At 62.4% G+C, this 20,012-nt stretch carries 20 protein-coding genes and 7 tRNA genes; 18 read left to right on the top strand and 9 right to left on the bottom strand.

Annotated features, from left to right (window positions below):
* The first annotated feature begins 45 nt into the window (after positions 1-45).
* From QP413_RS01675 to QP413_RS01660, 4 genes are all read left to right on the top strand, one after another.
* Positions 46-1,005 carry a siderophore ABC transporter substrate-binding protein gene (locus QP413_RS01675; RefSeq protein WP_284780257.1) on the top strand — a complete coding sequence of 320 codons (960 nt, stop codon included), beginning with the start codon at positions 46-48 and terminating at the stop codon, positions 1,003-1,005.
* Positions 1,006-1,092: 87 nt separating this feature from the next.
* Entirely contained in the window at positions 1,093-2,238 is a 1,146-nt protein-coding gene (locus QP413_RS01670) for an iron chelate uptake ABC transporter family permease subunit (RefSeq protein WP_284780255.1), read from the top strand.
* A 35-nt stretch (positions 2,239-2,273) separates the two neighbouring features.
* A complete protein-coding gene (locus QP413_RS01665) occupies positions 2,274-3,260 on the top strand; it encodes an iron chelate uptake ABC transporter family permease subunit (protein WP_284780254.1) in 987 nt (328 codons plus the stop codon).
* The gene (locus QP413_RS01660; RefSeq protein WP_070758986.1) at positions 3,257-4,012 is read left to right on the top strand and encodes an ABC transporter ATP-binding protein; all 756 of its coding nucleotides are present in this window, start codon (positions 3,257-3,259) and stop codon (positions 4,010-4,012) included. The genes QP413_RS01665 and QP413_RS01660 overlap by 4 nt, the downstream gene beginning before the upstream one ends.
* 114 nt (positions 4,013-4,126) lie before the next feature.
* On the opposite strand, the gene QP413_RS01655 is transcribed toward QP413_RS01660, so the two are convergent.
* Positions 4,127-4,804: a DUF3000 domain-containing protein gene (locus QP413_RS01655; protein WP_284757564.1), complete on the bottom strand. Its 678-nt coding sequence runs from the start codon at positions 4,802-4,804 to the stop codon at positions 4,127-4,129.
* Positions 4,805-4,911: 107 nt separating this feature from the next.
* On the opposite strand from QP413_RS01655, the gene hemE reads away from it, so the two are divergent.
* Entirely contained in the window at positions 4,912-6,033 is a 1,122-nt protein-coding gene (hemE, locus tag QP413_RS01650; RefSeq protein ID WP_284780253.1) for a uroporphyrinogen decarboxylase, read from the top strand.
* A complete protein-coding gene (gene hemG / locus QP413_RS01645; RefSeq protein WP_284780252.1) occupies positions 6,030-7,433 on the top strand; it encodes a protoporphyrinogen oxidase in 1,404 nt (467 codons plus the stop codon). Before hemE ends, hemG begins: the two co-directional genes overlap by 4 nt.
* A 94-nt stretch (positions 7,434-7,527) precedes the next feature.
* Here the strand turns inward: hemG and msrB are convergent, their stop codons facing one another.
* The 8 genes from msrB to QP413_RS01605 form a co-directional block, all read right to left on the bottom strand.
* A complete protein-coding gene (gene msrB, locus QP413_RS01640) occupies positions 7,528-7,938 on the bottom strand; it encodes a peptide-methionine (R)-S-oxide reductase MsrB (RefSeq protein WP_148811721.1) in 411 nt (136 codons plus the stop codon).
* Between the two features lie 7 nt (positions 7,939-7,945).
* Positions 7,946-9,292, bottom strand: coding sequence for a glycosyltransferase family 87 protein (locus QP413_RS01635; RefSeq protein ID WP_284780251.1), 1,347 nt, complete (start codon positions 9,290-9,292; stop codon positions 7,946-7,948).
* Positions 9,293-9,363: 71 nt separating this feature from the next.
* A tRNA-Gly gene (locus QP413_RS01630) sits at positions 9,364-9,439 on the bottom strand.
* Between the two features lie 31 nt (positions 9,440-9,470).
* Positions 9,471-9,542: transfer RNA gene (locus QP413_RS01625), tRNA-Val, on the bottom strand.
* 34 nt (positions 9,543-9,576) lie between these two features.
* Positions 9,577-9,648 (bottom strand) — tRNA-Cys (locus QP413_RS01620).
* A gap of 53 nt (positions 9,649-9,701) precedes the next feature.
* Positions 9,702-9,777: transfer RNA gene (locus QP413_RS01615), tRNA-Gly, on the bottom strand.
* Between the two features lie 31 nt (positions 9,778-9,808).
* Positions 9,809-9,880: transfer RNA gene (locus QP413_RS01610), tRNA-Val, on the bottom strand.
* Between the two features lie 18 nt (positions 9,881-9,898).
* Positions 9,899-9,974 (bottom strand) — tRNA-Gly (locus QP413_RS01605).
* Positions 9,975-10,293: 319 nt separating this feature from the next.
* Between QP413_RS01605 and QP413_RS01600 the strand changes: the two genes are divergently transcribed.
* From QP413_RS01600 to QP413_RS01545, 12 genes are all read left to right on the top strand, one after another.
* A tRNA-Val gene (locus QP413_RS01600) sits at positions 10,294-10,365 on the top strand.
* Between the two features lie 240 nt (positions 10,366-10,605).
* Positions 10,606-11,166 carry a copper resistance CopC family protein gene (locus QP413_RS01595; protein WP_284780250.1) on the top strand — a complete coding sequence of 187 codons (561 nt, stop codon included), beginning with the start codon at positions 10,606-10,608 and terminating at the stop codon, positions 11,164-11,166.
* Between the two features lie 76 nt (positions 11,167-11,242).
* A complete protein-coding gene (locus QP413_RS01590; RefSeq protein ID WP_231837767.1) occupies positions 11,243-11,545 on the top strand; it encodes a hypothetical protein in 303 nt (100 codons plus the stop codon).
* Between the two features lie 130 nt (positions 11,546-11,675).
* Complete coding sequence (locus QP413_RS01585; RefSeq protein ID WP_012360172.1) at positions 11,676-12,233, top strand: copper chaperone PCu(A)C; 558 nt, start codon at positions 11,676-11,678, stop codon at positions 12,231-12,233.
* A complete protein-coding gene (locus QP413_RS01580; protein WP_015381600.1) occupies positions 12,220-12,351 on the top strand; it encodes a hypothetical protein in 132 nt (43 codons plus the stop codon). The genes QP413_RS01585 and QP413_RS01580 overlap by 14 nt, the downstream gene beginning before the upstream one ends.
* A gap of 126 nt (positions 12,352-12,477) precedes the next feature.
* Complete coding sequence (locus QP413_RS01575) at positions 12,478-13,686, top strand: Dyp-type peroxidase (RefSeq protein ID WP_284780247.1); 1,209 nt, start codon at positions 12,478-12,480, stop codon at positions 13,684-13,686.
* Between the two features lie 141 nt (positions 13,687-13,827).
* Complete coding sequence (gene thrS, locus QP413_RS01570; RefSeq protein WP_012360174.1) at positions 13,828-15,816, top strand: threonine--tRNA ligase; 1,989 nt, start codon at positions 13,828-13,830, stop codon at positions 15,814-15,816.
* 160 nt (positions 15,817-15,976) lie between these two features.
* The gene (locus QP413_RS01565; protein WP_173362344.1) at positions 15,977-16,558 is read left to right on the top strand and encodes an HIT domain-containing protein; all 582 of its coding nucleotides are present in this window, start codon (positions 15,977-15,979) and stop codon (positions 16,556-16,558) included.
* Positions 16,559-16,622: 64 nt separating this feature from the next.
* Positions 16,623-17,267, top strand: a complete 645-nt coding sequence (gene pgsA / locus QP413_RS01560) for a phosphatidylinositol phosphate synthase (protein ID WP_012360176.1) — start codon at positions 16,623-16,625, stop codon at positions 17,265-17,267.
* Positions 17,268-17,270: 3 nt separating this feature from the next.
* The gene (locus QP413_RS01555; protein ID WP_284780244.1) at positions 17,271-18,212 is read left to right on the top strand and encodes a phosphatidylinositol mannoside acyltransferase; all 942 of its coding nucleotides are present in this window, start codon (positions 17,271-17,273) and stop codon (positions 18,210-18,212) included.
* Complete coding sequence (locus QP413_RS01550; RefSeq protein ID WP_012360178.1) at positions 18,209-19,402, top strand: glycosyltransferase family 4 protein; 1,194 nt, start codon at positions 18,209-18,211, stop codon at positions 19,400-19,402. The genes QP413_RS01555 and QP413_RS01550 overlap by 4 nt, the downstream gene beginning before the upstream one ends.
* Positions 19,403-19,407: 5 nt before the next feature.
* Positions 19,408-19,878, top strand: coding sequence for a hypothetical protein (locus tag QP413_RS01545; protein WP_148820834.1), 471 nt, complete (start codon positions 19,408-19,410; stop codon positions 19,876-19,878).
* The last annotated feature ends 134 nt before the right edge of the window (positions 19,879-20,012 follow it).

The raw sequence follows: 20,012 nt of genomic DNA, 5'->3' as shown, positions 1-20,012 counted from the left end.
TCTCCCTGCAGAGGCGGACCGGGACGAACTAGGAAGAGCAAAAGATTGAAGATCTCCCACGCACTCGTTGCAGCAGCTGCCGGATTCTCTCTGATCCTCACGGGCTGCGCAGCCGAGGACAACTCCGCCGAGAATAACTCCGCGTCCAGCCAGCAGAATAACGCGGATCGCACCTACACCCTCGAGGCCGAAAATGGCACCGTCGAGCTGAAGTCCGAGCCGAAGCGCATCGTCGTCCTCGACTACGCTTCCCTCGATACCCTGGCTGCGCTGGGAGAGAAGGACCGCGTCGTGTCCACCGCCAAGGCTGCCACCATGCCGAAGGCTGCAGAGGGGATCGAGGCTAACGCCGGTTCTCTGAAGGAGCCGGACATGGAGGCCATCGCCGCAGCAGATCCGGATCTGATCCTCATCGGCGGACGTCAGGCGAAGATGCTCAAGGAGTTCGAGAAGATCGCTCCGACCGCGAACATGACGATCAACTACGATCACTACACGATCGAGAGCAATCTGGAGCGCGTCGAGGCCCTGGGCAAGCTCTTCGGCAAGGAGGCCGAAGCGAAGGAAAAGGCTGACGAGATCCGCGATCGAGTGAAGAAGATTGCCGACTCTGTTCCGGCCGATAAGAAGGAAGCTGCAGTCCTGATGACCAGTGGCGGCGAGATCAGCCTCTACGGTGCGGATTCCCGCTTCGGCCTGGTCTTCAACGACCTCGGCTTCACCCCGGCAGGCGACATCAAGAGCGATAGCGCCCACGGTGAGAACGCTTCCTTCGAGCTGCTGAAGAAGATCAACCCGAAGACCATGTTCGTCATCGACCGTGACGCAGCCATCGGTCAGGAGGGTCACTCCGCTAAGGCCACCCTCGACAACGAGCTGGTCAAGCAGACGGATGCGGCCAAGGAGGACCGGATCTACATGCTGAGCGGTGCTGATTGGTACCTCAACGGTGGCGGTATCGCCGGCATGAACACCATGCTCGATGATATCGAGCAGGCACTCTAATAAAACAACAACCGCGCCACGGGCACCCGGGGCGCGGTTCAATCACGTAACAAGCGAGCGAGACTGTAGTAGGAGAGTAGCGAGCAGATGGGTACCAACGGTTCCGTGAGCACCCTAACGAGGCAGGCAGGGGCTCCCTTGTCACGCGCCCCGCAGACCTCGTACCGGGGTCAGGTCGGTGCTCAGCGCGCCGCTGCCGACACCGCTGCGGGGAGCAATTCCGCAGCAACGGCCGAATCCGCAGATCGGAAAACGCCTCGGTCGCGCGGCCCCGTCTATGCCATGATCCTCGCGGGCGTTCTCGTTCTACTCTCGCTGCTCAGCCTGATGCTGGGGGCTGCGGATGCGGATTCCTCGGTTGTCGCAGTTTCCCGTATCCCGCGCACTCTCGCTGCCTTGCTGGCCGGATCCGCGTTGGCCATGGGCGGGCTGATTATGCAACTGCTGGCACGCAACCGCTTCGTCGAAGCCTCTACCGTCGGCTCCACGGAGTCCGCGATGGCAGGACTGCTGGCCATCGCGCTACTGCTCCCCGGTGCCCCGATGTGGGCGAAGCTCGGGATGGCCAGCCTCACCGCGCTCATCGGCACGATCGGATTCCTGTTTATCGTGTCCCGCATCAAGGTGCGAACCGGGTTCACGGTTCCGCTGGTCGGTATCATTTACGGTGGCATTATTGGCGCCGCCACCACGTTTTTTGCATACTCCTTCGACCTGCTGCAGAGCCTCGGTGCGTGGCAGCTCGGATCCTTCGCAGGTGTGCTCCGTGGCCGCTACGAGCTCCTCTGGCTCGTTGCAGTGCTCGCCCTCGCAGCCTATGTCCTCGCTGACCGGTTGACTCTGCTCGGCCTGGGCCACGACCTGGCTAAGGGAGTGGGAGTCCGCGTCAAGCTCGTCGAGTACTCTGCCATAGTCATCGTGGCTGTCATCGCGGCTGTCACCGTCACCGTCGTGGGTGCTATCCCGTTCATCGGGCTGATCGTCCCGAACCTGGTTCGCGCACGCATTGGTGACAACGCCCGCAAGGCACTGCCTTGGGTCGCGGCCTGCGGCGCAGTCATGACGCTGGGCGGGGACATTCTGAGCCGCGTCATCCGTTACCCATACGAAATCCCGGTGGGTACCGTTCTTGGCGTGCTGGGTGCTGCCGTATTCCTCTACATCTTGATTCGTGGGGCTCGCATCCAGAACTCAACGAAGCCAAAGCTGTTCCGTCGCGCTCGTCGCGGCTAACGATAGTAAGGAAAGGTTAGCTTTTGCTGGGACGCGTGACACACGCATCGAGCACGAAGCGGGATGATTCGAAAAGGCCACGGCGCACGTTCGTGGCGGTACTCCTCATTACCGTAGCGCTGCTAGGCCTGTTCATCTTGTGGCAGCTTCCCCGCGCCTGGGGTTTTGTACTGCCCATGCGGTTGACCACCGTCGGCGCGCTCGCTGTGGCCGGGATTACCGCTGGCGTATCCACCGTGGTCTTTCACACACTGACCCGGAACCATATTTTGACCCCGGGCCTGATCGGTTTCGATTCAATTTATGTGCTGATCAACACGCTGATCGTGTTTTTCCTCGGCAGTAGTGCGCTGAGTGGAATGCACCCCATCGCGGGCTTCGTGCTGAATACGGTGATCATGGTCGTTTTTGCCGTAGTCGTGTTCAGCCCCCTGGTGACATCGACGACGATGACCCTGGACGTTCTGCTGCTCATTGGTGTGGTGTGCGGGATCTTCTTTAAGTCGCTGGCCGGACTTCTGCAGAAGATGATCGACCCCAATGAGTACCAGGTGCTGCAGGATGCCTTCTTTGCATCCTTCACCGGTATCGACCGGCCGCTGCTGGTCTTTACACTGCTGGTGACGATCGTTGTCTGCGCCTGGATCTGGCATAAACGCCATGTGCTCGATGTCATGGCGCTGGGGCAAGAGACGTCAATTGGCCTGGGCGTGGGGTACCGCAAGGAAAGCCTGCTCCTGCTCGCTGCGATCACCATCCTGGTAGCAGCCTCCACCGCGCTGGTCGGCCCGATCCTGTTCTTAGGGCTCATTGTCGCGCACCTGGCTTACCGGGCGACGGGCACGACCCGGCATACCTGGACCCTCCCGGTTGCTGCTCTGTTCGGCGTTTCCTCCCTCGTGGGCGCGCAGTTTATTCTGGGCCAGATTCTTGGCTACGGCACCACCGTCTCCGTGCTGATTGAATTTGTGGGCGGTATTTTGTTCCTGTTCCTGCTCTTGCGGAAGGAGAAACTCAAGTGATTGAGACCAAGCAACTCAGCAAACGCTACGGTGATTCGCTGGTTCTGGATCACGTCGACCTTCGTATCCCCGAGGGCGGAGTCACCAGCATTATCGGAGCCAACGGAGCAGGAAAATCCACCCTGCTGACTGCGATCGCGCGCCTGATCGACGCCGACGGTGGCACCGCGGAGGTCGCGGGAATGGACGTATACGCCACGGACACCCGAGAGCTCGCGAAGATTCTCGCGGTCCTCCGGCAGGAAAACCACACCTTGAGCCGAATTCGGGTGAGGGAGCTGGTGGCTTTCGGACGCTTCCCGCATTCCCGTGGCCGACTCACGGCCGAGTGCGAAGAAGCCGTCGATGCGGCGATTGAGTCGATGGAACTCGGTGAGATCGCCGATAAGTTCATCGACGAGCTCTCCGGCGGACAGCGCCAGCGCGCCTTCGTTGCGATGGTGCTCGCCCAGGACACCGAATACATCCTGCTGGACGAGCCGCTGAACAACCTCGACATGAAGCACTCCGTGTCGATGATGCGCACGATTAAGGCTGCCGCCCACGAGCAGGGCCGCACCGTCGTCATCGTCATTCACGACATCAACATGGCCGCTGCGTTCTCCGACCGGCTTGTTGCAATGAAGAACGGCAAGGTCCACACCACGGGGACGCCGGAGGAAGTCATGACCGAGGAGACGCTCAGCAGCCTCTATGACTTTCCCGTTCAGGTCGAGCGGATCCACGGTCGACCGACCGCCATCTACTACTAGAGGCAGATGGGATAAAACCAACCCCGGCCTTGCAGCGATAACCTGCAGGGGCCGGGGTTGAATATTTGCATTCGCGCCGCCTGTCGACGCGAACAGAACGAGCGTGAGGTGAGCCTAGAAGCGCGGCAGCTGCGAGACACCCTCCGGCGGAAGGCCAGCGACGTTCGCCAAGACATTCGCGAAGGCCTGGACGTGGCCTTCCAGATCAACGCCTGTCGCGGTCCAGGACGCACGCATCTCCAGCTGGAAGGCGCGCGGTGGCCCACCGATCTCGCCGTAGCGTACGGAGGCCGTGGAGGTGACGGTGCCACCGAGGTCGGAGTACTCGGCACCAGGGCCACCAAGCTCCTCGGTAAGCCAGTCCCACGCGACCTCGGGCAGCAGCGGGTCGGACGCGACGTCGGCGTCCATATCTGCCTGGATATAGGCGACCATGCGCATCTTGGCTCCCTGCCACGGCTCCTCGCCGTGCGGGTCGTGGAGAAGAATGAGCCGGCCGAAGGCATCCCCGGCGGCCACCGTGCCATCTGGCTCTTCCTGCGAGGCAATTCGGTCGGCCAGATTCACCTGGCTGATCTCCAGGCCGATCGCGTGGCTGAGTGGCGCGAGGTTACGCGGTGGCCGAATCTCCGCGATGGTGATGCCCGAGCGCAGGGGTGCCTCCGACATCGACTTCACGGCGTGCTCGAAATACTCCGGCGTCTGTTCAGGCTCCGCCTCGGGGGTGCGGACGCCGAGCGCGGTTGCTCCCGGGCGCTGGTGATTGTCTTTCGCGTTGTTCAGCTCATTCACAATGTCTAAACCTAGCCTTTAAGGTTTTTGGTGGGGGTTGCCACGCCGAGGGAAGCCCAAGAAGACCGCCATTACCACCTGCCGGTTATTTGGGGATAGCTGGCATAATGGGAGCCATGACTAATGAGTTGTTGACGCCCGATCTCGCTGCAGCCTCTGCCGCCCGACGCGCCGATGCGGACGCCCCGTATCTGGCGGCGGTGCGTGGCGAGAAGCCATCCCGCCGACCTGTGTGGATGATGCGCCAGGCCGGCCGCTCCCTGCCGGAATACCGCAAGGTTCGCGAGGGCATTCCGATGCTGGATTCCTGTTTCATGCCGGATCTGCTCGCTGAGATCACCATGCAGCCCGTCGTCCGCCACGATGCTGACGCAGCGATCCTGTTCAGCGACATCGTTGTCCCACTGAAGGCCGCCGGGATGGACGTCGAGATCGTTGCTGGGCGCGGTCCAGTCATGGGGGAGGCGGTGCGAACCGCCGAGCAGATCGCGAACATCCCGGACCTCGAGCCCGACCAGCTCGGCCCGATCGTGGAGGGCATCGGGCAGATCCTCGAGCGCCTGCGCACGGACCAGGTACTCATTGGCTTTGCGGGAGCTCCGTTCACGGTGGCTAGCTACTTGATCGAGGGTGGGCCGTCGAAGAACCATGAGGTCACCAAGGCGATGATGTACGCCGAGCCACAGTTGTGGCACGCGCTCATGGAAAAGCTCAGCCCGATGATCGCGCACTTCCTTCAGGCCCAGATCGAGGCCGGTGTGGACGCGATCCAGCTTTTCGACTCCTGGGCAGGCTTCCTCACCGCCCGCGACTACCGGGAGTACGTCGCCCCGTATTCCCAGAAGATCCTCGATGCAGTGCGACCGTACGGTATCCCAATGACGCACTTCGGCGTCGGCACTGGCGAGTTGCTGGTCGACCTGGCGAAGGTTGGCCCGGATGTGGTGGGTGTGGACTGGCGCGTGCCAATGAACGTCGCCGCGAAGCGGGTGCAGGAGGCGCTGCCTGACCAGACCCCGAAGGCTTATCAGGGAAACCTCGACCCGGCGGTGCTCTTTGCAGGCCGTGACGTGATCCGCGAGCACGTGCAGCGGATCGCCGCCGAGGCCGACGAGGCCATCGAATTGGGCTATTCCCGCGGCCACATCTTTAACCTTGGCCACGGAGTGATGCCACACACGGACGCCGACGCCATCACCGCAGCCTTCGAGGAGGTTCACAACTCATGACCACGGCGCGAAAGCCACGCATTGCCGTTATCGGCGGCGGGATCGCCGGAGTCAGCGCGGTCTGGCAGCTGCGCCAACAGCTCGGGGATCGCGCCCAGCTGATGCTCGCCGAGGCCTACGGACGCCTGGGCGGGAAGCTAAAGACGGTGCGCTTTTCCACCGGCCCCGTGGATATGGGCGCCGAGGCGTTCCTGAGCTTCGACCAGCCATTCATGGAACTGATCGACAAGCTGGGAATGAGCTCCGAGCTACGCACCCCCTCTACGGCGCGCTCGTCCTTCCTGGTGGATGGCAAGTTCGTTGACATCCCGCGGGAGACCCTGATGGGCATTCCTGTCTCGGCTGCTGCGGTGTCCGAGATCCTCAGCCCTGCGGAAGCTGCCCGGCTGGATGCCGAGCGCGATGGCCAGCGGATGACGTGGAACGCGGGCGACGACACCACCGTGGGCGCGCTCGTTGAGGCCCGGTTGGGCAAGGCTGTGGTGGATAAGCTGGTCTCCCCGCTTCTGGGTGGGGTGTACTCCTGCAGCGCCTACGATCTCGGTGTGCGGGCAACCCTGCCGCAGCTGGCGGCGGCACTGGATCGCGCAGGTGAGGGATGGCAGGGCTTCTTCCTGCTCGACGTGGTGGAAGATCTGCTGGCGAAGCGACGGGCCACTGCGGTGGGCGGTGGGGGATCACCGTTCCGCTCTTTCGACAAGGGCTACCGCAGCCTGATCGAGGAGATGATGCGTCAGGCCGACCCCGAGCTGATCCTGAACTCCGCTGTCGAGTCTCTCGGCCGGACCTCGGATGGCCGGTGGGTGATTGATCCACTGGGGACGGTGGACGCCGTCGTTGTCGCGACCTCCGCGCCGACCGCGTCCGTCATCTTGGAGGACGCTGCGCCGGTGGCAGCGGAGGTATTGGGCAGCGTGGAGCTCTCGAGCTCTGCGGTGGTGGGCATGCGTTTTGCCTCTGACCACGGTATTCCCGAGCGCTCCGGCGTGCTGCTGGGGCCCAACTCGGGCACCGCGGCGAAAGCCTTCACCTTCAGCTCCAAGAAGTGGCCGCACCTCGCCCAGGGCGGTGGGGCCTTCGTCCGCGCCTCCTTCGGCACCAAGGACGAGCCCTGGTACGTCGACGCTAGTGATCGGGCTCTGTTGGCTTACGCTCTGGAGGACCTGGAGCGGGTTACGGGCGAGCGGAAGACGCCGGAGGAGATCTTCGTGCAGCGATGGCATGGCGGGATCCCGTGCTACGGGGTTAAGCACGCCGAGAAGATGTCGCAGGTGCTGGATGACGTAGCCGGGGTGCCACGTCTCGCGGTCGCTGGTTCGATGCTCCGCGGCGTCGGGGTGCCAGCTACCGTTGCGACCGGGATCGCTGCGGCAGATAAGATCATTGCCGACTTGGGTTAGGGCCCACGCTGCGCGTTAGCAGTGAGCGACTAAAGCCGGGTGCAGCTCCTGAGGATGGGGCTGCACCCGGCTTTTTCTTCGGGGAGTGGTTGGGCTAAAGCTGGCGGGGCTCGAGGGTCATCGCGATGCTATTGATGCAGTAGCGCAGGTCGGTGGGCGTATCGTAGCCTTCGCCCTCAAAGACGTGTCCCAGGTGGCCGTGGCAGGTCGCGCAGAGAACCTCTACGCGGCGCATGCCGAGGCTCAGATCTTCTCGCAGCACAACCGCATCGCTATCAGCTGGGTCGAAGAAGCTCGGCCAGCCGCAACCAGAGTGGAATTTCTCCGAGGAACGGAAGAGCTCGGAGCCACAGCCGCGGCAACGGTAGACACCCTCGGTTTCGGTATCGACGTACTCGCCGGTGTGGGGGCGCTCGGTGCCAGCCAGTCGCAGCACCTGAAACTCTTCGGGATTGAGGCGCTGGCGCCACTGCTCGTTAGTAAGATTCTGGAAATCTTCGGTCATTGGAAAACTATTCACCTTCCCAGGCTTGGGTTTTGTTCTCTTCCGCTGGCTTGCGATGCCGTCCACCGGAGATGGACGGGGTGGAGCGGTTGAGGAACCAGATCAGCGCGCTGATCGAGATGCTGATGAGCAGCAGCATCCAGCCTACGGTGCCGCGCAGAGTTTCGAAGATTCGCCCGGCCCAGAACCATTGATCCGAGTACCAGCTGTCGATGGCCAGGCACAGGTAGACGCCCAGCCACGCGACTGGATTATGCATTGTCGATCGGCGGAGGAATGCCGTGAAGAGCAGCGGCACGATGAGCAGTGAATAGTACATCTGCCCGAGGGAACTGACGAGGAACACCCCGATCAGCAGCAGCGAGGAGGTGGTGAATGCCCACATCGCGCGATCCCCGGGCCGGGTGGAGTTGCGCCACGGCAGCAGGGTAAATGCGCCGATGAGTACGAGGACGGCGGCGAGAATGCGCCAGAACCAAATCGTTGCGGTGCTGGCCCCGAAGTACACGCCGACACCGACGATCGAGGAGTTCGCGAAGTCACGGACCTCGCCGAGGTAGGGCACAAGATGATCGACGAAGCCCTGGGGTTCAGCCATCAACACCCACCCCACAACGTTGCAGACGATAGGCAGAAGGAGGGCCGCAGCCAGGCTTAGCCACTGACGTCGAAAGAAGGGAAGAAACAGCAAGACGACGAACTGTGGCTTGATCGTGATTGCGAGTCCCAACGCGAGCCCGCTGCACACCTGGGAGGTGGTGCCTTCTCGCAGGAGGAAGTACAGGCACAGCGTGGCGAGGAGTAGGAGCACTCCGTTGATATTGGCGAAGAGCAGGTTGTTCTTGACAGCCTCGGTGTTGAATACGGCGATGATGCTCAGTGGCCATAGCGCGCCGGAAAGGGAACCCAGCCAGGTCTTAGACCAGCCGCGGGCAGTGTAGATGATGTGGCTGAGGATCCCAAGGGCAATCACGATCGCGATGGCGTTGCCGAAGATATACAGCGCCCGCGCCGCTTCAAAACTGCCGAGGGCTGACAGCGGGCTCAGCAGCATCGTCCCGCCCGGGAGGTAGAGATAGTGCGGGTCGGTGGTGGTGTAGTCCTCGGAGTACACCGGAACGCCCGACCAGAAGCGGTTGATGGCTTCCCATACTGTTGTGAAGTCGTCCGTCGTGCCGCTCTCGTAGGAAGCCCAGATCTTATGCAGGGCGGTGAGGATCGCCAGCGGCCACAGTGCCCAACTCACCCATGGAAAGCGTTCATCGAAGCGGGTGGTCCTAGCGCTGACGCGACGAGGCTCGTCCCGGGTTGGATTCGCGGAGGCAGGCGCTGGGGAAGAGGCAGAGTGGCTCATGGTGTCTTCGAGAATATCGTGGGGATATGAGAAAAGAGGCAACAGTGTGAATACTGCTGCCTCTTCATCTTTGGAGCGGATGACGAGACTCGAACTCGCGACCCTCACCTTGGCAAGGTGATGCGCTACCAACTGCGCTACATCCGCGTGCGAATCCACTGTAATAGTGAACTCACCGTGCGCGATACTGGGATCGAACCAGTGACCCCTTCCGTGTCGGGGAAGTGCTCTACCGCTGAGCTAATCGCGCTAGCTTTCAAGTTCAGCCTCGGGGGCGAACTGAGAGGTGGAAACGGGAATCGAACCCGTGTAGACGGTTTTGCAGACCGTTGCCTAAGCCACTCAGCCATTCCACCGTGGCGTGAAACCCGCCTGATGTGGTGATCCTCCACGTGAAGCGGAGAATACCTGGAGCGGATGACGAGACTCGAACTCGCGACCCTCACCTTGGCAAGGTGATGCGCTACCAACTGCGCTACATCCGCGTGCGAATCCACTGTAATAGTGAACTCACCGTGCGCGATACTGGGATCGAACCAGTGACCCCTTCCGTGTCGGGGAAGTGCTCTACCGCTGAGCTAATCGCGCGGTCCTCTAAAATAAGAGTGGAGCGGATGACGAGACTCGAACTCGCGACCCTCACCTTGGCAAGGTGATGCGCTACCAACTGCGCTACATCCGCATCGCAACATAGTTTCACCGAGAACCTGTGGTTCACCGGCTGCACGCTGTGCTGCAGCACTAAACGATAGTCAATCGTGTCCGAAGCGACAAATCGCCAGGTGTAGGGCTGAAAATCAGGTCGTTTTAAAGTCACCTCGTTGTTATTTGTCCGTCATTCTTTCTTGGGTGGGGGGCGGACGGGGCGCCTGGTGTCGACCTTTCGGGAGGTGGTGCTCTTGGGGTGGTCACTAGGGGTCGAGGCGTATTGTGCCGAATATGTCTTGTGGCCTGCAGGTTTTGGAAAAGGCTGTAGCGCTCAGCTAAATTATCTCCTGCAAGGTCCTATAGCTCAGTGGGAGAGCACTTCGTTCACACCGAAGGGGTCACTGGTTCAATCCCAGTTAGGACCACGGTTATTAAGGGGCCGGTCGGCAACGACCGGTCCCTTTTTCGTATCGGGCATCCCCGTTCTAGTTGGGTGGCCGACGGCTTCAGCTAATCACTGAAAGTCCCTCTGGGGAGGAGCGGCGGCGCGTGACGTGGGGGTGCGGGCTCGGGGGGTATGCTCGGGCGGAGTGAAGTTCGCGGGAACTTAATCGAGCGATCGTCCGACTATCTATATCGGACCCGAACATCAATGGAAGGTGAAGATGCAGTTGTGGTTTGCTGACGCACACAAGCTCCGGTCCCGGATTGCGGGCCTCGTGGCGGCACTCGTTACGGGGATTGCGATGCTGGGGGCCGGCGTTGGCCCGGCGGCAGCGCACGACCTCGTGGTTGAATCCACGCCGAAGCAGGGGTCGAAAATCCAGGAGCCGGTCAAGGAAATCTCCTTGACGTTCTCGGGTGTTCCGAAGGAGGGATTTAACCGTATCGCACTGTCCCGCGATGGGCAGGTTCTCTTCACAGGGGAGCCCGATGCGGATGGTCGAGTTTTGAGTATCGATGTCTCGGATGATGTGGACTGGCAGCCCGGTGAGTACACCGTGGGCTATCAGATCACCTCTTCGGATGGCCACGCTACTCGCGGCTCGCTGCAGTTCCAATACGGGGACACCGAGTCTTCGGATTCCAGCTCTTCCGAGCAGTCGGAGGAATCCGAGTCTGAGGGGCTGGGCGTGCCTACCTGGATTTTCGGCGTAACCAGTATTGTTGTTATTGCAGGAGCTCTCGTTCTTGCCATCGCACGGTGGCGGGATATCTCCAAGTAGTTTGGGGCGTCTGTCTGCGGCGCGAGCCGCGGCAGGGACGAAGAGAGCACGAGAAACATCAAGGAGTCTGAAAACCGTGAAGCAGAACCGCACTGCACTGTCCGCCGTCGTCGCGCTGAGCGCCGCACTCGCGCTGGCTGCCTGCGCTCCACCGAATGAGAACGCTACCGGCACCGAGCACATCGACACCGCCACCGTCGGGGCAAAGACCCCGGAGCTGGCCGATAAGACGGACAAGAAGGCCGACTCGGCAACTTCTGAGACGCAGGAGACCACCACGTCTGAGGAGGCCACCGAGACGGAGGAGGCCCCCGCTGACGTTCAGCCAGGTACGGCTGACGTTGCTGGCACTGAGCCTGTGGCAGGCACCGTCAACTAAACCGTTCTGGTTGGGTCCACATCCCATGCGCGTGGGGTGAGAGGCTGGGTACGGTTCGTTCGTCCTGGCGTTTCCGCCCTCCGCACCAACCACCTCCTTGAGAATCAAGGACTTTTCCGTGAGGTACACCATGAATACAACCGTTGGACACTCTGTGCGCCGCCCAAAGTCCCTGCGCGCTACCGCTGTCGCGCTGATGGGCGTCACCGCCCTCGGTCTGGCTGCATGCTCCCCGTCGGAGGAGAAGCCTAGCGAGCAGACGGCTTCTGAGTCTCAGACCGCCGATAATGCCGCTGAGGGCCTGACCTTCGAAGAGGCATACGTCGGGGCCAAGGGCACCGATAAGGACATGACCGCGGTCTTCGGCAAGCTGGTCAACAACACCGACAAGGATATCCACATTGTCTCCGCATCCGGCAGCCTGGACGCGAAGTACGAGCTCCACGAGGTTGTCGATGGTGTTATGCAGGAGAACCCGGATGGTCTGCGCATCTCGGCCGGCGGCGACCTGGAGCTGAAGCCGGGCGGGGACCACATCATGATCATGGGGTACTCCGAGGAAATCGCTGCAGGTGACGACATTACGGTCACCCTCAAGGCAGAGGATGGCACGGAGTACGAGCTGAAGAACATCCCGGCCCGCGTACAGCAGTCCAGCCACGAGCACTACGGCGATGCCCCACGGTGATCACGCTGGCATGGAGGGCCACGGTGATCACGTTGGCATGGAGGATCACAGCGAGCACGGCAGCCATGGTGCCGAGATGGGCGGCGAGGGGGAGCACGCCGGTCACGGCGAGCACTAAAGCTGCCTCCCATCACCTCATGCAGTGAAAGCCTGGGCCGCGTGACCAACGCGGGGCCCAGGCTTTCCCGCCATTTGGCTGCGGTTTTAGAGATTTAGCAAGGATAAAAGAAGGTAGTTGAGTGAGATGAGTACTGGGGAGTCTTCGGGATTATTTAATGTCAGCCGGCGTGGCCTATTTGCCGGTGTCGGTGCAGCGGGCGCGGCTGCCGTGCTCGCCAGCTGCGCGGAGGGCGAGGGACGCGGGGGAGATAAGCCCAACTCCTCCGGGCACATCGAAGAAAAGTTGACCGTCCCCTTCGACGGTGCTCGCCAGGCTGGCATCCAAACGCCACACCAGAGTCATGGGCTCATTGTGGCATTCGATTTCCACAACACAAACAGCCGTGAGGCCCTCCGTAAGGACCTCCGCCGGCTCATGCGCGTGTGGACCCCGGATGCCCGGAAGCTGACCCAGGGTGAGGCGGCGTTGGCAGACCTCGAGCCCGAGCTCAATCTGCAACCCGGCAACCTGACCATCACTATCGGCTGGTCACCGGCCCTCATCGAGAAGATCGGGGCCCTGGATTCAGCACCACAATGGGTTTCCTCCCACACGAAGGGGCTGCCTAAGTTCAAGGGCGACGATTTGGACCCGGCGTTTAGCGATGGGGACGTCGTCGTCCAAATGTGCGGCGAGGACCTGACCACCCTGTCGCATGCGATGCGGGTGCTGACCCGTGGTGGTCGGGACTACGTTAAACCACGCTGGACCCAGCGCGGCTTCGTCGATATCCGGGAGGGGCAGACCGCGCGCAACCTCATGGGCTTCAAGGACGGCACCGTCGTTCCGCGCACCGACGAGGAATTCGACAACGCGGTCTGGGACGACCGTAACGGCACCTCCATGATCGTGCGTCGGGTGACATTCGATATGCCTGGTTGGGAAGCTCTCGACCGCGAGAGCCGGGAGAATGTCTTCGGCCGCAAGGCCATCAGCGGTGCGCCCCTGACCGGAGAAGATGAGTTCGACGACCCGGACCTCAACGCGGTGGACTCCACCGGCTTGCCCGTGATTGACCCTAAGAGTCACGTGGGGATCACGGCCGGGGAGGGCAAACACATGCTGCGACGCCCGTTCAACTGGGACGGCGAGGTGAATGAACACGGTGATTCCGGCCTGATTTTCATCTGCTTCCAGGAGGACCCGGATACCTCGTTCACCCCGCTGCAGCACCGTCTGGCGGAGAACGACCGACTCAATCAGTGGATCACCCACACCGGTTCCGGGGTCTACTGGGTGCTGCCTGGCACCGAACCGGGCTCCTACTGGGGGCAACAGATCCTCGAAGGGTAAACTGAAAGGTCGTTAGTGGCAGTCACCCGGTATGTGACCGCCCACGTCGTTGCTTGAAGGAGCATTTTCTTGAACTCTCCCGTTTCCGCACAGCCTGCCGTTAAGTTCCTCGTTCCGGCTGGCGAGACAGCCGGTGCGGCCATGCGTCCGCTGGAACTGCCGAACAAGGGGCCCGAGGCCATCGTCGTCGTGAAGGACCCAGAGGGCAACCTCCGCGACCTTGCCTGGGCCCCGGAAGTGGACACCGAGGTCACTGCGATTGCGTCAGATACGGAAGAGGGACGCGGCGTGATCCGCCACTCCACCGCGCACGTTCTCGCCCAGGCGGTGCAGCGGGTTTTCCCGGGTACCAAGCTGGGAATCGGGCCGGCCATCGATGGTGGTTTCTACTACGACTTCGATGTCGCGGAGCCGTTCACGCCCGAGGATCTGAAGAAGATCGAGCGGGAGATGAAGAAGATCATCAAGTCCGGACAGCGCTTTGAGCGCAAGGCCTATAGCTCTAACGATGAGGCCCGCACCGAATACGCGGCCGAGCCGTACAAGCTCGAGCTGATCGAGGATAAAGGCAACGTGGCGCCGGACTCGGAGGAGGCCATGGAGGTCGGTGCAGGCGAGCTGACCGCCTACTCGAACGTCAACCCGCGCACCGGCGAGGTCGAGTGGTATGACCTGTGCCGCGGCCCGCACGTGCCGACCACGCGCTACATCCCGGCGTTTGCGATTACCCGCTCCTCGGCGGCGTATTGGCGCGGCGACCAGGACAACGCAGGCCTGCAGCGTATCTACGGCACCGCATGGGAGTCCAAGGAGAAGCTCGCCGAGTACCAGCACATGCTGGAGGAAGCTGAAAAGCGCGACCACCGTCGACTGGGTGCGGAGCTTGACCTGTTCAGCTTTCCCGACGAGGTGGGCTCCGGCTTCCCGGTTTTCCACCCGAATGGCGGCATCGTGCGCCTCGAGATGGAAGAGCACTCACGCAGGCGCCACCTGGCGAGCGGCTACTCCTTCGTCAACACCCCGCACATCACGAAGGGCGACCTGTTCCAGAAGTCCGGTCACCTGGACTTCTACGCCGAGGGCATGTTCCCCCCGATGCAGCTGGATGGCGAGACCGACGAGGAAGGCAACGTCACCAAGCCGGGGCAGGACTACTACGCCAAGCCGATGAACTGCCCGATGCACAACCTCATCTTCGCTTCCCGTGGCCGCAGCTATCGTGAGCTGCCCCTGCGGCTCTTCGAGTTCGGCACCGTATACCGCTACGAGAAGTCCGGCGTGGTGCACGGACTGACCCGCGCACGTGGTTTCACCCAGGACGACGCGCACATCTACTGCACCGAGGATCAGCTCGAGGACGAGCTGACGACGGTACTGGAGTTCATCATCTCCCTGCTGCGCGACTACGGTCTGGACGATTTCTACCTGGAGCTGTCGACGAAGGACCCGAAGAAGTTCGTCGGCACCGACGAGATCTGGGAGCGTTCCACTGAGATTCTGCAGCGGGTCGCTGAGAAGTCCGGCCTGGAGCTTGTACCGGACCCGGCGGGTGCAGCCTTCTACGGGCCGAAGATCTCCGTCCAGGCTCGCGACGCCATTGGTCGTACCTGGCAGATGTCCACCGTGCAGCTGGATTTCAACCTGCCTGAGCGCTTTGACCTGGAGTACACCGCGCCGGACGGCACCAAGAAGCGCCCGATCATGATTCACCGCGCGCTATTCGGCTCCATCGAGCGCTTCTTCGGCGTGCTCCTGGAGCACTACGCCGGCGCCTTCCCCGCTTGGCTGGCACCGCACCAGGTCATGGGTATCCCGGTGGCCGAGGACTTCACCGAGTACCTGGAGGAGTTCGTCGCCGACCTTCGCAAGGACGGCATCCGCGCCGAGGTTGATACCTCCGATGACCGCATGCAGAAGAAGATCCGAACCCACACCAAGGGCAAGATTCCATTCATGCTGCTCGTCGGAGGACGGGACGTCGAGAATGGTGCGGTGAGCTTCCGCTTCCACGACGGCACCCAGGTCAACGGAGTGCCTCGTGAGGAGGCAGCCAAGGCGATTAAGGAGTGGATCGGCCAGCGTCGCAATGAGCAGCCGACGAAGGAACTCATCGCGTCGGAGCTGGGCTAAGCATCGCCCGGCGACAGCTACTACAGGTAGGGGTGTGAAGATAGTGAGTTGCGACCCGGACCAGGTTCCGGCCGGCCGGTGGTCCTCAGAGCAGGGGACGGCGGAACCTGCGGCAGCTGAGCTATCTACCCCGGGGCCGTCGGAAGATAAAGACCGGGTCGTGGATACCGGGGTGGGCTCGCAGCCTGAACTCTCCGGCGGTTTGGACCGCCTCTGGGCGCCCTACCGCTCCGCTTACCTCGCCGATCGGCCGAAGAAGTCCGCCCAGGAGGGAGCAGGAGGCCCCGAGGGCGGTGAGAAGAAGCCTGAGGACCCGTTCCTCGACCTGCCTAACCTTTCCGACGAGGACGCGCTCATCGTCGCTCGTGGTGAGGAGGTCTTCTGCGTTCTCAACCTGTTTCCCTATAACCCCGGGCACATGATGGTGATCCCATACCGCCAGGTCGCGAATTACGAGGACCTGACAATGTCGGAGCTTATTGAGATGGCGACCTTCACCCAGCATGCAATCAAGACCCTGCGCTTTGTCTCGGGCCCGGACGCCATCAACGTCGGCATGAACCTTGGCCGCCCGTCAGGCGGCTCGGTCCCAACACACCTGCACCAACACATCGTTCCCCGCTGGACCGGGGATACAAGTTTCATGACCGTGATCGCCGGCGCTAAAGTGCTACCGCAGACACTTCGCGATACCAGGGCTCTGCTCTCTCGGGCGTGGCGCGAGCTTGAGGATCAAAAATAGTGGATAATACCGGGCGTAGGGGACCCGTACTAAGGATGATCGTGATGACTGAAAGGAAGGCTTTATGTTGAGCGAACACGCCCGTCGGCCTGCCTCCGTCATCATTGAACCCATCGCCCGCACCCTTCAGAAAGCGCACGTGAGCCCGAATGCGGTCACGCTGGGCGGAACAGTCGCTGCGGTGGTGCTCGCGCTGTGGTTGATCCCAACCGGGCATCACTTCGCCGCGGCCGTGCTGATCGGGCTCACGACCGCGCTGGACATGGTCGACGGCACCATGGCCCGGATGGCGGGCGGCGGCACAAAATTCGGCGCCACCCTGGACGCAACCTGCGACCGGGTCACGGACGGTGCGATCTTCGGTGCGCTCGCTTTTTGGTTTGCTCTGGACGCCGAGTCCCACCCGGTGCTGCTCGCTCTCACCCTCACGATTCTTGTCGCGGGACAGGTGACCAGTTATGTGAAGGCGCGAGCAGAGGCCAGCGACCTGCCCGTTGACGGCGGCCTCATCGAGCGTCCAGAGCGGCTCATTATCTCGTTGGTCGCCCTGGGCCTGTCCGGCCTGGGTGTGCCTTACGTGCTCTGGGTTGGCCTGTGGCTGCTTGGCCTGGGGTCCGTGTTCACGGTGATCCAGCGCCTCGTGATGGCTTCCCGCTCGGATGCATCTACCGATCACATCGCGGCCCCCGCGGGAGCACGGGAGTTTTAGCCCGTGGCCAAGAAGCTATCCCTCCCCAGCGGCGAGGAACTGTCTGCCCTGGGGTACCAACTGGGTTGGGCGGCAACCAAGCGCCTGCCGGAACCCGTCGCAACCGTGCTTTTCAACGTGATCGCGGATGCTGCCTCTGGTAAGGGGAAGGGGCCTGATCAGCTACGTCGTAATCTGTCGCGTGTCGTCGGGCCCGAGAATGTCACTCGTGCCCTCGTGCGCCGCGCCATGCGCTCCTATCTCAGGTACTGGAAGGAGGCCTTCCGGCTGCCCAGCATGGTCGGGAAAAATTTTGCCGTCACACTCGACCGGGGCTTCGACTCCCCAGTGAGCAAGCAGCGCGTGGCTGCGGCCGTCGAGGAAGGGCGCGGACTCATCCTGACGTTGCCGCATTCCGGGAACTGGGACATGGCTGGGGTGTGGCTCGTTCATACCCACGGCGGTTTCGCGACCGTCGCGGAAAGGCTGAAGCCAGAATCGCTATTTGAAGCTTTCGTCCGCTACCGCAACCAGCTGGGCTTCGAGGTGCTCCCACTGACTGGTGGCCAGCAACCCCCGATGGCCCGGCTTGAGGAGGTCCTCCGGGGTGGCGGGATCGTGTGTCTGATGGGGGAGCGGGATCTGACCGGTCGTGGAGTTCCCGTGGATTTCTTCGGCGAGCGCACCTCCATGCCCGCAGGCCCCGCTCTGCTTGCCCAGAAAACTGGGGCAGCCCTGCACGTAGCTCACAGTTTCTTCGGCGAGTCCACGGATCAGTGGGGCTTTTCTGTGGGGCCAAGGATCGACGCGGACCGCCCGATCGCGGAGGTTGCGCAGGATATTGCCGACGGCTTCGAGAAAAATATCGCTGCCCACCCCGCCGACTGGCACATGCTGCAGCCCCTTTTCTATGACGACCTGAGCGAGGCGCGCCGTGCTCGGCTCGGTGCGGGGGAGGTTCCGTGACCCAGGATCAACTCGCAGTGACTGGCGAGCGCCCCCTTAACATCGGAATGGTGTGCCCCTACTCCTTCGACGAACCCGGCGGGGTGCAGATCCACGCGATTGAGCTCTGCACCGAGCTACAGCGCCGTGGCCACCGCGTGAGCCTCATTGGTCCGGGGGAGCAACCGGAGGGGCTGCCGGAGTTTCTGGAGTGCGGAGGCCCCAGCATCCCCATCCGCTACAACGGTTCCGTGGCCCGGCTGAGCTTCGGACCTCGAACACGCCGGCACCTTCGCCGCTGGATTGCGCGAAATGATTTCGACGTCGTGCACATCCACGAACCGAACTCTCCGTCCTATTCCATGCTGACCCTGGCAGTTGCCGAAGGACCCATGGTGGCGACCTATCACGCTTCGGCTAGCGGTTCGAAGCTCCTGAAGCTCGCTTTGCCGGCTTTGCGGCCGTTTCTGGAGAAGATCCATGCCGGCATCGCGGTCTCCGAGGAGGCGCGGCGCTGGCAGGTGGAGATGCTCGCCGGCGACCCCGTGCTGATCCCCAACGGGGTTGACACTGCTGCGTACAGGGAAGCCAAAGTGTTGACTGAGCTAGACCCTGACCGGCCTCGCCTGATGTTCCTCGGTCGCTTCGATGAGCCGCGCAAGGGTCTCCAGGTGATGCTCGGGGCGATGCCGGCAATCCTGCGCCAGCACCCGAATGTCGAACTGTTGGTCGTGGGTGCGGGGTCTGTTGAGGCACTCGGTAAGCGCCTGGACGGGATGGGGCTGAGCTGGGTCCACGGCAGGCAGCCTAGTGAGGCAACAGTGCGGGTGTTGGGCAAGGTCAGTGACGCGGAGAAAGCCCGCGCCCTGGCCAGCAGCGACATTTACGTCGCCCCCAACACCGGAGGCGAGAGCTTCGGCATCGTGCTTGTGGAGGCAATGGCTGCAGGTGCGGCCGTCGTCGCCAGTGATATCCCGGCCTTCCAAGCGGTCGGCGACCAGGGGCGCGCCGCGTGCCTGTTCGCCAACCACGATGCAGCCAACCTCGCGCTGAAGGTCAACGGTCTGCTCTCGAAGCCCGCCGAGATTCGCGAGCTGGCTGCCCGCGGGCAGGAACGGAGCCAGATGTACGACTGGAACACCGTGGCCAGTCGCGTGGAGCAGGTGTATCACACAGCCACACTCAAGGGACGGAAGGTGACCTGCTCGTGATTGCGATGCCGACCTGGTTCGTCGTACTTGCTGCCGTGCTGGCTGTTCTGCTGGTGGTCGGCCTGTGGGCCTATTTCACCGCCGCCCGACTCAACCGTCTGCACATCCGCACTGATAGCGCCCGGCTCACTTTGGAAGGCGCGCTGCATGCTCGCGCGATGTTGATTGCCACGCTGCGGCCAGATCTGAAAAAGCAGGCGGACCGGGTGTCCCGAGTACCCCTGCAGGCCACCGATATGGGGGCGCACTCTGAGGCGGAAAACAGCCTGCTTGCGGCGCTGGACGCCACCGTTATCGAGCACCCGGAGTTCATCGCAGCCTCCACCCGCGTTGACCTGGCTTCCCGCTTCTATAACGACGCCGTGTGGGACACTCGCCAGCTGCGTTCGCGGGCCGGCGTTCGGGCCCTCAAGCTGGCCGGTTTCGCGCCCCTACCTGAGTTTTACGAGGCAGCTACGACCGATCACGTGGCATGAACCCGGCCCTGTTAGACGGGCCACAACTAGACAGGTTAGACTAGTGGCCTAAAACAGCAACGAGTTGGAACGTGTTGGTGTCCTTAACAAGCGCGCGCCCGAGGGAACTCCGCAAGGCTAACCCGAGGGCTAAG

Source organism: Corynebacterium sp. UMB4614 (assembly GCF_030217065.1).
Classification (GTDB): domain Bacteria; phylum Actinomycetota; class Actinomycetes; order Mycobacteriales; family Mycobacteriaceae; genus Corynebacterium.
Note: the sequence above shows the minus strand (reverse complement) of the source record. Positions and strands in the feature narration are given on the sequence as shown.